Raw genomic sequence first — 13,093 nt, 5'->3', positions numbered from 1 at the left:
GCCGACAGAGCCGAGCTGTCGGATCGCGCGCTGAGGGGACCGTGTCGGTCCCCTCAGCGCTCGATGGGACCGTGTTGGTCTCGACACGCTCGCTGGCGCTCGCGGCTCGACCAGCGGGGCCGGCTCGCCAGCGGGGCCGGCTCGACCAGCGGTCAACCGACCTGCGTGCGCACGTACTCCGCCAAGGACCCGACGGACTCGAAGACCTCGGCGTTGATGTCGTCCTCGTCCATCTCGAAGCCGAAGCGGTCCTCCAGGACGGTGATCAGCTCGACCAGGGCGAGCGAGTCGAGCTCGGGCAGCGAGCCGAAGAGCAGGGTGCCCGCGCTCAGCGTGCCGGCGCTGTGGTCGGTGCCGATCACCTCGGTGATCGCCTCGGCCACCCGGTCGAGGATCGATTCGGTGGTGTCGATGGTCATGGACGTACTCCTTCGGTTCGGAAGATTCAGGGGACTCAGACGAGCACTTCGAGCGGCGCCGGGTGGCTGAGGAAGGCAGTGGGGCTGGCGGTGAGGCCGTACGCCCCGGCCTGGTGGACCACGACCAGGTCGCCCACCTCAGCGCGGGGCAGGCTCACCTTGTCGCCGAGCAGGTCCAGGGGTGTGCACAGGCAGCCGACGACCTGCACGGTCTCCTCTACAGCCTCGGCGTCCTGAGCAGCCGCGACGGAGATCGGGTAGTTGCGGCGGATGACTTGGCCGAAGTTGCCGGAGGCGGCGAGCTGGTGGTGCATGCCGCCGTCGACGATCAGGAAGGTCTTGCCGCGGGAGATCTTGCGGTCGACGACCCTGGTCACATAGACACCGGCCTCGCCGACCAGGTAGCGACCGAGCTCGATGACGACCTGCGCGGACGGCAGCGCAGGACGTACGCGGGTGACCAGCAACTCCTCGAGGCGCGATCCGACCAGCGGGAGGTCGAGTGGCTGATCCTGGGTGTAGTACGGGATGCCGAAGCCGCCGCCGATGTTGAGATACGTCATCGCCGAAGGAAGGTCACCGGACAGCCGGAGGACGAGGTCGACGGTGCGCTCCTGCGCCTCGGCGAGGATCTCGGCGTGCAGGTTCTGGGAACCGGAGAAGACATGGAAGCCGGCCACCTCGACGTCGCGGTCGTGCAGCGTCTTGAGCAGCAGCGGGACCGTCTCGGCGTCGACCCCGAACTGCTGGGCGCCGCCGCCCATCCGCATCCCGGAGCCCTTGACCTCGAAGTCCGGGTTGACCCGCACCGCGACCCGCGGCCGGATCCCGAGGCGCTCGGCGGCCTCGACCAGGCGGTCGGCCTCCAGCGGCGACTCGATCTCAACGAGCACCCCGGCTGCGACGGCCTGGGTCAGCTCGCCGACCGACTTCCCCGGTCCCGCGAAGCTCACCGCCCCTGGATCCGTCCCGGTGTCGAGCGCCACCCGCATCTCGGCCCCGGAGGCGACGTCGAGCGCGTCGACGGTGCGGGCCAGGTGCTGCACCACCGCGGGCATCGGGTTGGCCTTGACCGCGTAGCTCAGGTGCACATCCCCGGGCAGCGCGGACCGCAACGAGGCGACCCGGGCGTCGATCGCAGCCCGGTCATAGGCGAAGAACGGGGTCGATCCGACCCGCTCCGCCAGCAGCCGCACGGGCACACCCCCGACGGCTATGCCCCCAACGTTCGGCATCTCACCACTCCAGACATGTCAGCTCGCTGTACAGGTAATCGACCCGGGCCGGGTCGAGGGCGTCGCTGCGCAGCATCTTCGGCCGCGACCGCGAGAGCCGGTAGGAACCGTCCGGCGCCCCGCCGGCGACCCGGTGCTCGACCAGGGTCGCCGCGACGCCGTGCTGGGTCAGCAGGTGCGAGGCCAGCCGCGGCGCGTGCCGCCGGAGCAGCTCCGGGTTGCTCGCGTAGAGGACCGAGGCGAAGGCGCGTACGCCCTTGCGCGTGTCCTTGCGGGCCACGACATAGCAGTGCTCGGAGCCCGTGCTCAGCACGACGTGTCGGGCCGCCGCCGCGGCACGGTGGTCGGCATAGAGGTCCCGCTCCTCGCCCTGCAGGACCGAGTCCAGTACGTCGGGACGACTGCTCACCCGCACCCCGCGCCGCCTCGGCAGCGCCACAGCGGGCACCAGCGAGGTGGTCGTGTCCAGGTCCGTGAACTTGAGCTTCCGGTTGAGCGCGATGACGTTGCCCGAGGGCGAGAAGTCGGTGAACTCGTAGCCGGGCTGCTTGAGCAGCGTGGTCAGCAGCCGCAGCCCCTGATGGCGGTGGCTGTCGAGCACGCACCAGGCGCCGAGGTTGCAGATCTGCAGCGTGTCCGCGCCGACCCGACGCTCGGAGTAGTAGGCGAGGTAGGCCCCGACCACCCGCTCCCCCTCGGCGAGGAAGAACCCGTGGTTGGCCTGAGGTACGTCCCAGGGCACGCGCAGCGCCTGGGTCCACTCCAGCTCCCGCACCCGCGGGTTCAGCTGCTCGTGCAGGAACGTCGAGACGGCCGGGAGGTCCTCGGCGGTGATCGGGGCGAGCACGGCCTTCATGCGCTCGCCACCCACTCGGGCCCACGCGGGGCGCTCATCCGGCGCGGGCTGACCAGGGTGCGTACCGCACGCCGGGAGGTCTGCTTTCCCAGCAGCGCCCGGCTGCACTCGCGAGCCAGCACCATCAGCCAGTACGCAGCCCCCTGGACCCGCCCGCGGCGGACCGTGAAGAGCCGCACCCGGTTGGCGACGAGGAGTGCCCACAGTCCAGGTGAGGTGGTGGACTCGCCGCCAAGGTGTACGGCGCGGGCGGCGGGCGCGAACCGCACCCGGAAGCCCCGGTCGCGGGCGCGCAGGTGGAACTCGGTCTCCTCGGAGTAGAGGAAGTAGGACTCGTCCCAGGGGCCGCACGCGCGCCAGCACTCGGCGCTGATCAGCTGCGTCGACCCCTCGGCCCAGTCGGTGTCCTGGCCGCGCTCGTACTCCGCCGGGTCGGCCACGATCTCCCCCGCCCACCGGACGCGGCCGGCGCGGTTGGCGCCCACTACGGCGTCGGCGAAGGCCCGCACCAGGCTCGGTGCGCCACGCATCGACTCGATCAGCCGGCCCTCGGCGTCGACCAGCCGGGGCACGGCGACGCCGACTCCGAACACGAGCTCGCGGGCGAGCGCCGCGACACAGTCGGGCTCGAGACGTACATCCGGGTTCAGGACCAGCACCGCGTCGACATCGGGATCAGAGGCGAAGGCGGCCGCGACACCTGCGTTGATCCCGGCGGCGTAGCCGCCGTTGCGGCCGGTCTCGATGACGGTCGCGTCAGGCGCTAGGCGGCGCGCGGTCGCCACGGTGTCGTCGGCGGAGGCGTTGTCGGCGACCACCAGCCGCCACCCGAGACCGGCCAGCCCACCCGGCAGAGAGCCGACGAGATCGGCCAGCAGATGAGCGCTGTTGTAGGTCACCACCACGACGGCGATGGTTCGGATGGGGAGCGACACGTCATGAGTCTCGGCGGGGTCCACCCCCACCGGACCCTCCTCCCGACCGCAGATCCCCCGTATGAGGTAGGCCTTCCCACAGGTGGGCCGGACGCGGTCTCCGGATCCTTAGCGTGGAGGACATGCCCGCCCACGTGACCAACATCTGCTTCCACGGCATTGGCGAGCCCGAGCGCGAGCTGGAGCCGGGCGAGGACCGCTACTGGATCAGCCAGGACGCCTACGAGGACATCCTCGATGCCGTCGCCGGCCGCCCCGAGGTGCGAATCAGCTTCGACGACGGCAACCACTCCGACGTCGCGATCGGGCTGCCGGGTCTGCAGGCCCGCGGCCTGACCGCGACCTTCTTCGTCCTGGCGGGACGGCTCGGGAAGCCGGGAAGCGTCGACCGTCTCGACGTCCGTCTCCTCCGGGTGGCGGGCATGCGGATCGGCACCCACGGCATGGACCACGTCAGCTGGCGTGGCCTCGACGCCGCGGGCGTACGCCGCGAGCTGATCCAGGCCCGCGAGCACATCACCATGGCGGCCGGGGAGACCGTGGACGAGGCGGCGCTCCCGCTGGGCCGCTACGACCGCGCCACGCTGCGTCACCTGCGCCGTCTGAGCTATGAGCACGTCTACACCAGCGACCGTGCCCAGGCGGTGTCCGGAGCCTGGCTGCAGCCGAGGTTCAGCATCACCGCGGACGACGACGGGGCCAGCGTACGCAGATACATCCTGACCGGGCAGGGCATCGCCAGAAGGGTGGAGCGCCAGGCTGCGGGCCTGGTCAAGAGGCTGCGCTGAACCTCTGCGCCGGCCCGAGAGAAGTAACCAGTTTGAAGGATGCCCCCGACCATGAGGTCGGGCAGTGTCGACGCAACAGTGCCGACAAGACAATGGCCATCGAGACGCGAACGGGTGCGAACACATGCCAACCAAGCCAGGCCGGCGCCGGCGGATCGCGATCGCGGGTGGGCTGGCTCTGCTGCTGGTCGCCTTGACGTGGTTCCTGTGGCCCAACTCGAGCCCGGTACGCAACGTCGGCTCCGACTCGTTGCCGACGGTCAAGCCACCCGCGAGCGTGTCCCCCTCCCCCACTCCTTCGGCCGACCCGAGCCCGTTGGTCTCCTCGACCCCGCCGACACCGACGCCGGCGCCGTCGGCGACCCCGGGGCGTACGCAGTCCTCGACCGCCGCGCCGCCTGCCAAGGGCTTCCCCACCCGTGAGTCCGCGGGGCTGCCCGACGGCTGGAAGCCGAAGCGCACCGCGACCGGGGACTACTGGATCCGGCATCGCGGAGCTGTCGTGGAGGACCTGCGGATCACCAACGGCGTCATCTACGTCACCGCGCCCGGCGTCACCCTGCGCCGCGTCGAGGCGATCGCCTCGGTCGTGGTCAACGACTACAACGACCAGTGCAACACCGGGCTGCTGATCGAGGACTCCGACTTCATCCGCAGCAGCGCCCCCACGACCGAGGAGGCCTGGCCGGCGGTCTCCGCGGGCGGCTACACGGTGCGCAACGTCGTCATCGACGGCGTACCCGAGGGGTTGCGCGCCTCCAACAAGGAGCGCTGCGGCGGCATCGGGATCCAGGACTCCTTCATCCGGGTCACCTCGCCGGACGTGTGCAGCGACTGGCACGGCGACGGCCTGCAGGGCTACGGCGGCGGCAAGGTCAAGGTACGCCGTACGGTGATGATCCTGGACGTCAAGAACGAGTGCCACGGCACCGCCCCCTTCTTCAATCCCACCGATCAGGGCAACGAATCGGTCGACATCGACGGCCTGGTCGTGGCCGGCGGCGGCTATCCGTTCCGCAATGGCATGCCTGGGCCGGTCCGCAACCTCTACGTGGTCGACCAGAGCTGGGTCTACAGCCCGCTCGACGTCAACTGCTCGGTGGTCACCGAATGGAGCGCGGCCGTGGTCACGATGGACTCAGCGGGCCAGCCGGTCCCGATCCGCGACCTACCCTGCGAGTGACGTCTGGGGCTGGAAAACCCGCCATAGATACCGAGTTTTGGGGGTGTCTGTTCCGGACGGATCAAACGTAGTGTCGATGCCTTCGGCGGTATCCCATACGAACAGGTGCATTCATGCCCTCCCACAGCATGCCCCCCAGCACGCATCGACGACGGATCGACCGACCTCCCCACGGTCGCCGCGGGACCACCCGGTGGCGGCGTACCGCCTTCGCCAGCGTCCTGGTCACCCTGATCGCCGGCAGCGGCCTCTGGGCGTTCGGCACGGCGACCGCGCACCCGGAGACGGTCAGCCTTCTCCCCGACGACGCGGTCCCCGCGGTCCTGACGGACCCCGACTCCCGGCCGGTCGAGCTCGGGCTGCGGTTCCGGACCTCGGAGCCCGTCGAGGCGGTCGCGGTCCAGGTGTACCTGGGCCCGAACAACCACGGCCCGCACCAGGCCACCCTATGGTCAGGACGAGGCCGCCCGCTCGCCCGCGCCCGCGCCCAGCTCGGCGGCGCGGCCGGAGACGGCCTGCGGGCCGTCACGCTCGAGCGGCCGGTACGTCTCGAGCCAGGCCGCTCCTACGTCGTCTCCTACACCGCCCCCGGTGGTCACTACTCGACCGACGAGGACTTCTTCGACCGTTCGATCAGTAACGGTCCGCTGTCGGCCCGCCCGAACGCGGGTGTCTACACCTACCAGCCGGGCGAGTTCCCCCGCTCGACCTACCGCGCCACCAACTATCAGGTCGACGTCGTCGTGCGGCCGACCGGCTCTGGCGAGGAGCCGACGACCTCACCGACACCGTCCGGCAGTGCGTCGCCCTCCAGCGCTTCTCCGTCCCAGAGTCCCAGTCCCTCGACGAGCGTCAGCCCGAGCGCGCCGGCGAGCTCGCCGACAGCTCCGTCGACCTCCCCGAGCTCCCCGGCCAGCACCCCGACGACGTCCGCCCCATCGCCGACCTCCGCCCCTCCCGCCGGTGGGTTCCCGACCCGCGCCTCGGCCGGGCTGCCGGACGGCTGGCAGCCGAAGCGGTCGGCGACCGGGACGTACACGATCAGTACGCCGGGGGCAGTCGTCGAGGACCTGCGCGTGACGAACGGGACGATCAACGTCACCGCCAAGAACGTGACCCTGCGCCGGGTGCAGGCGGTCGGCTCGGTGATCGTCAACTACGCCAGCGCCACCTGCGCGACCGGCCTCGTCATCGAGGACTCCGAGATCGTCCGTGGCTCGGCCCCGACGACGGACGAGGCCTGGCCGGCGGTCACCTCGGGCGGCTACACGGCGCGCAACGTACTCATCGACGGGGTTCCCGAGGGCTTCCGGGCCCAGGGGAAGTCGGCGTGCGGCGGCGTCGCGATCCACGACTCCTACGTACGTGTCGTCTCTCCCGACGTCTGCACCGACTGGCACGGTGACGGCATCCAGGGCTACGGCGGCGGGGCGCTCACCGTCCGGAAGACGGTCATCGACTTCGTCGACACCAACAACTGCGGCGGCACCGCCCCGTTCTTCTACCCCGACCAGGACAACACCTCCGTCGACATCGACGGCCTGATCGTGAGCGGCGGCGGCTACCCCTTCCGGCTCGGCACACCCGGCACGGTGAGGAACCTGTACGTGGTCGACCGGAGCTGGGTCTTCGGGCCGCTCGACGTCAGGTGCAGCCTGGTCACCCAGTGGCAGGCAGCGACCGCGACGCTGAACTCCGCCGGCCAGCCCGTCGTGGTGCGCAACCTGCCCTGCACGACCTGATCGGGATGCGCTGACGGGGCGGGCTAACGCGGGTCACCCGGGGCGTACGGTCTGCGCGACCTCGCCCCTGGCCTCGGTGCGATCCGGTGGCGCCTTCGCAGATGGTGACCGTGCGTTCAGCCGGGTGACCGCGCTCGCCAACCCGAGCACCAGGAAGATCGTGCCCATCGTCATCGGGAAGGCGAACGCGTCGAAGAAGGCCAGCCCGGCGAAGCCGGCGGCGGCAGCGCCGATGAGCGCGACGACGAGGTCGCGCGTCTTCGGGTCCTCGCAGGCGCGATAGACCCTGGCGAGCTGGATGAACGTCGCGACGACGAACGCTACGAAGAGAAGCACGCCGATGATCCCGATGCTCACCATCATCTGGAGGTACTGATTGTCGAAGATGCGGTACTTCGGCAGGAACGTCCCCAGCCCGCGCCCGAAGAAGGGGTTGCGGTCGACGAAGAACCAGGCCACCCCGTAGCTGTCGGTGCGCGAGGTGACGCTCGGGTCCTCCTCGGCACCGACGAACATGCCGGTCACCGAGTTGATGATCCGGGGCGCGACCAGGAACACCAGCCCCAGCCCGCCGACCGCGAGCCCGAGCACCATCGCCCGCTGCTTGCGCGACCAGCCGATCATGCAGACCGCCACCGCGATGGCGGCGCCGAGGTAGGCCGACCGGCTCGAGGAGGCGGCGATGATCATGCAGATCAGCACGACCGGGGCCCAGCGGACGAGCGGGTTGAGGTTGCGGTGCTGGAAGCCGACGTGGAGCGCGATCGGCACCAGCATCCCCATCAGGGTGCCGTACTCGATCGGGCTCAGGGCGGTGCCGGCGGGACGTACGAGGCCGTTGCGCATCGCCAGCTCGACCGTCGTCATCGGCGTCAGGACGGGGACCGAGATCCGGTCGACGAAGATCTGCCGGAGGAAGAACTGGGCCAGGCCGAGGACCGCGAGGAAGCTGCCGCCCACGACCAGCCGCCACACCAGCACGTGGACCCTGGCCATGCTCGGGATGGCGTCGCCGGCAAGCAGCAGCGTGCCCACCCAGGAGACCATCGCGAGGATCGCGACGTCGGCCGGGCTGATCTCGTCGCGGCTGATCGGACGCGACATCGCGATGACATAGGTGACTCCGACGCTGAACAGGAACAGCGCGAGCACCAACCGCATCGGCTGCGGGGGCCGGTCGACCGGCAGCGGCCGGCCGATGCTCAGCAGCACCCAGAGCGCGAAGCTGCCCAGCCCCATCAGCATCGAGACCGAGCCGGCGCTGCCCAACGGCCGGAAGACCAGCCAGGAAGGGATCACGAAGACGGCGAACGTGTAGAGGCTCAGCCACGTCACCGCATCGACACCACGGCGTACGGCCATCGTTCTCGCCTCAGCCGTGGAGGCGCTGGACGACGTGGTCGTCGCCCCGGTCGTCCCGGTCGCGGTCGTTCCGGTCGCCTTGGACGTACTGGTCGTCTTCAGGCTCGTCGTCGTAGGCGGCGTCCTGGGCAGCCAGGGACGCGGCTCGCTCCTCGCGAGCCAGGCGCCTGCGCAGCACGATCCCGTCGATCGCATAGACCAGCACCGCGGTCATCGCGAGACCGAGCACAACGGCCATGATCCGCGCCCGCAGCGGACCGCTGCCGTCGATGGCTGCCGTCTCGTCCAGCGCGAGCGGCCGGGAGCGCAGCCGGGCATTGCCCTTCGCGTTGACCTCGTCCTGGAGCCTGCCGAGGGTCTCCGGGATGGACTCGGCGACGAAGTCGAGCGCCTCGATGGCGTTGGCCTCGCTGTCCGCACTGACATCGATCGCGATCACCGGGCCGCGTGTCGACTCCTCCATCGAGACCGTGACCGCGGCACCCGGGGTGACCTCCGCGATCGCCTCCTGGGCGGGCGCGCTGGTGTAGTAGGCGACCACGACCCGGGCCGGCAGGTCGAGCCCGCCGAGCCCCAGGAACGGGTTGCCGCCGGGGCCGACCGCGTTCTTGGAGGGGAGCATCAGGACCAGGCCCCGGGCGGTGTAGGTCGGCGCCACGAAGGCCGACGCGCTCCAGCCGAGCACGCCGGTCAGGAGGATGCCGACCACCGCGAGATACCAACGCCGCCGGATCGCACCGACGAACTCCGACAAGACCATGCGCCCGAACGTACCGATCCAGGATCGGCGCGAGCCAACCTCGCCGAGGTCCTACCCGATTTGGGCGATGACCCCGCTGACCTGGGCGGACTCGGCCTCGGCGGACCTAGCGTTCCGACCATGGCGCTGTGGGACCTGCTGCGGGCGATGGTCCGACGATGGCCGATCGTGGTGGTCGGCGCGATCCTCACCCTCGCCGCCGCGAACTACGCCAGCCAGGACCGCAGCGTCTACTGGACGCGTACGGATCTGGTCTTCCTGGCTCCGAAGAACGCGCAGTATCCCAACGCGCTGCGGGCGACCTCCGAGGATCTGGTGATCACCGCCGGCGTGGTCGGCAAGCTCGTCGTCGGCACCCGGCAGATTCCGAAGTTCACCGCCACCGACGCGGGGCTGATCGGGATGGGCGTACGCGACGGATGGACCGTCCGGCTGCCCGACACCGGCGGCCAGTGGGCGCCCAACTACACCGACCAGTGGCTGATCATCGAGGTCGTCGGCCCCGACCCGGAGACCGTCCGCACCCGCAAGGAGCAGCTGGTCGAGGAGATGACCGCTGAGCTCGACCGGGTGCAGGACGAGTACCGGGTGGACAAGGCGTTCCGGATGACGACCAAGGAGGCCCCCGGTTCGACCGTGGTCTACCCCGTCGGCGGGAGCTCGAAGCGGGCCTTCGCCGTCTCCGGGCTGCTCGGCGCCGCGGCGACCCTCTACCTGGTCGTACGCATCGACCCGATCCTGTTGCGGCGCAAAGCGCGCCGCGCCGAGACGCCGCCGGAGACCGACCTTGGCTGAGACCCGCCCCCACACCGCCCTCGCCTGGAGCATCGCGAACACGGCGGTGACCAAGCTCGGCACGATGGTCGTCGGCATCCTCGTCGCGCGGCTGCTCGGGCCGGAGAGCTATGGGACGTACGCCGTCGCCTTCCTTGCCCTGATGGCGGTGCTGAGCTTCAACGAGCTCGGCGTGAGCCTCGCGGTGGTGCGTTGGAAGGACGACCCGCGCGAGATCGCGCCGACGGTGACCACGATCTCGGTCGTGGCCAGCCTGCTCATCGCCGCGGGGATGGTGATCGGGGCCGGCCCCTACGCGCGGGCGATGGGCGAACCGGACGCAGCGGTTCTGGTGGCGATGTTCGCCGTCCCGGTCGTGCTCAGCGGGATCACCGCGACCCCCGCGGCGCTGCTGCAGCGCAACCTGATGCAGGGCAAACGGATGCTCATCGACCAGATGGCCACGCTCGTGGCGGTCCCCGTCATGCTCGGGCTGGCGCTGGCCGGCGCCGGTCCGTACTCCCTGGTCATCGGTCACCTTCTCGGCGTATCCGTCACCACCGTGATGTTCCTGCGGATGTCGCCGCTGCCGTGGCGGATGGGGCTCTCCCGTGCGCACGCGGTCACGCTGCTCCGCTTCGGCGCCCCGCTGGCGGTGACCAGCATCCTGGTCTTCGCGGTGGGGTTCGCCGACCAGATCGTCATCGGCAGCATGCTGGGTGCGACCGCGCTCGGGTTCTACGTGGTCGCCTTCAACCTCTCCAGCTGGCCGGTCACGATGCTGTCGCGACCGTTGCGGCAGGTCACGCCGGTGATCTTCGCCCGGCTGCAGCGCGACCCGGCCGGGATGCGGCACGCCTTCACGCGGCTCTCCGCGCTGGTCCTGACCGTGACGCTCCCGGGCTGCTCGGCGCTGGCCGCGCTGGCCCCCGAGGTGATCGGTCTCGTCTACGGCGATGTCTGGCAGGCGGCCGCGGCACCGCTCCTCTGGCTCGGCGCGCTGGCCGTGCTGCGGATCTCCTTCGAGCTCGCGTACGACTTCCTGGTCATCGCCGGCTCGACCCGCAGCCTGATGACGATCCAGATCGTCTGGCTGATCGCCCTGGTGCCGGCGTTGCTGGCGGGGGCGGCGTGGTCCGGCGTCGGCGGGGTCGGGCTGGCCACGTTCGCGGTCGGGCTCGTCGTCATCCTGCCGTTGCACCTCTTCTACCTCGCGCGGGCCGGGATCGGGCTCGGTGGCCTCGCCGCCGGGGCCGCCCTGCCGGCTCTCGGCGCGCTCGGCGTCTGGGCTGCGGCCGTCGGAATGCGCGTCGCGCAGCCGTCGGTCTGGGTGACCTGCGCGGTCACCGGCCTGGTGCTCGCCGCCGTGTGGGCGGTGCTGCTGCGGCGCCGGCGCGAGGACGTGAGCTGGTTCCGCTCGGGCGCCGGCTCCCCCACCCCGAGTGAGCCCCCCACGACACTGAACGAGGACGTCCATGTCTGACCGTCTCGACGACAACCACGACACCCTCGAGGAGATGTACGCAGCCGCCGCGGCTGCCGCTCGACGAAGGCCGCAGCGCGCGGCCGCTCTGGCCCAGGCCGCGGCAGAGTTCGCCTGGGGCAACCACACCGGCTGGTTCGCGTACAAGCCGCTCGAGCTGCTGCTCACCGAGCTGGGTCGCTCGCTCCCGTCGGTGCCGGTGCCGACCCGCCCGCGGCGCACGCTGCACGTGGTCACGCAGATGTACCAGAGCGGCGGGCACACCCAGATCATCGCCGGCTGGACCGACCAGCTCGCCGAACGGTCCCACGAGATCGTCGCCACCCGGCAGATGACCTCGCCGGTGCCGGCCAAGATCGCTTCTCGCGTCGGGGACCGGGTCGGTCTGACCCTGCTCGACACGATGCCCGGGAGCCTGCTCCACCGCGCCGCCCGGCTGCGCGCGCTCGCCTCGACCGCCGACCTGGTGGTCTCCCACTGCCACCCCTTCGACGTGGTCCCCGCCCTCGCCTTCGCCGACCGTCGCGACCTGCCACCCGTGATCTACATCGACAACACCGACCACGTCTTCTGGGTCGGCGTGCGGGCCTACGACCGGGTCGTCCACCTGCGCCGCAGCGGCCAGGACCTCGCCCAGCACCGTCGCGGTCTGCCGATGGAGCGGTCGATCGTGCGCAACCGGCCGCTGTCCGTCCGCGGCCGGACCAAGCGTCGCGAGACCGCGAAGCCGCAGTGGAACGTACGCGCGTCCGACGTGCTGGTCGTGACCGCCGCCGACTCGAGCAAGTTCCAGGGCGGCGACACCTACCTGGCGGCCGTCGAGGCCGCCGTGGCAGCCGAACCCCGCCTGCAGTGGCGGGTCGCCGGCCCCAACCCGGAGTCGGAGCCATGGGCCGGGCTGGCGCGGCGTACGTCCGGACGGATCCAGGCCGTCGGCATGCTCCCCGACGTGGCCCCGCTGCACCATGCCGCCGACGTCTATCTCGACTCGTTCCCGTTCGCCGGGCTCACCTCGCTGCTCGAGTCCGGCGGCCTCGGCAACCCGGTCGTCACCTTCCGCGGCCATCGGCCCGAGTGTGCGGTGTGGGGCTCCGACTCCCCGGGGATCGACCACCTGATGCTGCGGCCGAAGACCGCCGACCAGCTGCGCGACACCCTCCTCGACCTGGTCCGCCGCCCGCGTGAGCGGGTCTCACGCGGCAGCTCGACCGCCCAGGCGATCCTCGAGTGCCACACCGGCCCCGGGTGGGTCGCGGACGCCGAGTCGCTCTACCTGACCCCGCAGCGCCTCGGCGACGACCTGCTCGCCCCCGTACGCGGCCGCGGCCACCTCGACCTGCTCACCGTCTCCGTCCAGGCGACCAACCCGTTCAGCCGCACCGGCGCCGACATCACCGCCGGTCTCCTCGGCGCGATGCCGCTCACCGACCGGATCTCCATGTGGCGCCAGACTCGCCGCGGCGGCGCCGGCCGTGTCCGCGACCTCGCCCCCGAGTGGGCCGCTGCTGCGGTTCGCGCGCGGCTGCGCCGCCGGCCGGCGTGACACCCGGCCGACC

The 13,093-nt window shown here is 71.0% G+C and carries 12 protein-coding genes; 6 read left to right on the top strand and 6 right to left on the bottom strand.

Annotation, left to right across the window (positions count from 1 at the left end):
- Positions 1-152: 152 nt before the first annotated feature.
- From AB0F44_RS26560 to AB0F44_RS26545, 4 genes are read right to left on the bottom strand one after another with little or no spacing between them, the layout of a single operon-like run.
- Positions 153-419, bottom strand: coding sequence for an acyl carrier protein (locus AB0F44_RS26560; RefSeq protein ID WP_357359846.1), 267 nt, complete (start codon positions 417-419; stop codon positions 153-155).
- A gap of 35 nt (positions 420-454) precedes the next feature.
- Positions 455-1,654 (bottom strand): pyridoxal-dependent decarboxylase, exosortase A system-associated, encoded by a 1,200-nt coding sequence (locus AB0F44_RS26555; RefSeq protein ID WP_357359844.1) that lies wholly within the window; start codon positions 1,652-1,654, stop codon positions 455-457.
- Position 1,655: 1 nt separating this feature from the next.
- Positions 1,656-2,510: a hypothetical protein gene (locus tag AB0F44_RS26550; RefSeq protein WP_357359842.1), complete on the bottom strand. Its 855-nt coding sequence runs from the start codon at positions 2,508-2,510 to the stop codon at positions 1,656-1,658.
- Entirely contained in the window at positions 2,507-3,445 is a 939-nt protein-coding gene (locus tag AB0F44_RS26545; protein ID WP_357359840.1) for a glycosyltransferase family 2 protein, read from the bottom strand. The genes AB0F44_RS26550 and AB0F44_RS26545 overlap by 4 nt, the downstream gene beginning before the upstream one ends.
- A gap of 122 nt (positions 3,446-3,567) precedes the next feature.
- Here AB0F44_RS26545 and AB0F44_RS26540 point away from each other — a divergent pair, with 122 nt between their 5' ends.
- The 3 genes from AB0F44_RS26540 to AB0F44_RS26530 all read left to right on the top strand — a co-directional run bounded on the left by AB0F44_RS26540 (position 3,568) and on the right by AB0F44_RS26530 (position 7,158).
- Positions 3,568-4,233: a polysaccharide deacetylase family protein gene (locus AB0F44_RS26540; protein WP_357359838.1), complete on the top strand. Its 666-nt coding sequence runs from the start codon at positions 3,568-3,570 to the stop codon at positions 4,231-4,233.
- A 124-nt stretch (positions 4,234-4,357) separates the two neighbouring features.
- Entirely contained in the window at positions 4,358-5,416 is a 1,059-nt protein-coding gene (locus tag AB0F44_RS26535) for a hypothetical protein (RefSeq protein ID WP_357359837.1), read from the top strand.
- Between the two features lie 128 nt (positions 5,417-5,544).
- Positions 5,545-7,158 carry a DUF4082 domain-containing protein gene (locus AB0F44_RS26530; RefSeq protein WP_357359835.1) on the top strand — a complete coding sequence of 538 codons (1,614 nt, stop codon included), beginning with the start codon at positions 5,545-5,547 and terminating at the stop codon, positions 7,156-7,158.
- A 33-nt stretch (positions 7,159-7,191) separates the two neighbouring features.
- Here AB0F44_RS26530 and AB0F44_RS26525 read toward each other — a convergent pair whose 3' ends face one another.
- Complete coding sequence (locus tag AB0F44_RS26525) at positions 7,192-8,520, bottom strand: O-antigen ligase family protein (RefSeq protein WP_357359833.1); 1,329 nt, start codon at positions 8,518-8,520, stop codon at positions 7,192-7,194.
- 10 nt (positions 8,521-8,530) lie between these two features.
- A complete protein-coding gene (locus AB0F44_RS26520; RefSeq protein ID WP_357359831.1) occupies positions 8,531-9,280 on the bottom strand; it encodes a hypothetical protein in 750 nt (249 codons plus the stop codon).
- Between the two features lie 120 nt (positions 9,281-9,400).
- On the opposite strand from AB0F44_RS26520, the gene AB0F44_RS26515 reads away from it, so the two are divergent.
- The 3 genes from AB0F44_RS26515 to AB0F44_RS26505 are packed head-to-tail and all read left to right on the top strand — an operon-like array spanning position 9,401 to position 13,080.
- Positions 9,401-10,075, top strand: coding sequence for a hypothetical protein (locus AB0F44_RS26515; protein ID WP_357359829.1), 675 nt, complete (start codon positions 9,401-9,403; stop codon positions 10,073-10,075).
- Positions 10,068-11,537 carry an oligosaccharide flippase family protein gene (locus tag AB0F44_RS26510; RefSeq protein ID WP_357359827.1) on the top strand — a complete coding sequence of 490 codons (1,470 nt, stop codon included), beginning with the start codon at positions 10,068-10,070 and terminating at the stop codon, positions 11,535-11,537. Before AB0F44_RS26515 ends, AB0F44_RS26510 begins: the two co-directional genes overlap by 8 nt.
- Positions 11,530-13,080, top strand: a complete 1,551-nt coding sequence (locus AB0F44_RS26505; protein WP_357359825.1) for a glycosyltransferase — start codon at positions 11,530-11,532, stop codon at positions 13,078-13,080. Before AB0F44_RS26510 ends, AB0F44_RS26505 begins: the two co-directional genes overlap by 8 nt.
- Positions 13,081-13,093 lie beyond the last annotated feature (13 nt).

This window comes from Nocardioides sp. NPDC023903 (genome assembly GCF_040639295.1).
Taxonomy (GTDB): Bacteria; Actinomycetota; Actinomycetes; order Propionibacteriales; family Nocardioidaceae; genus Nocardioides.
The sequence above is the reverse complement of the archived record's forward strand: the minus strand, read 5'-3'. Positions and strand labels throughout refer to the sequence as shown.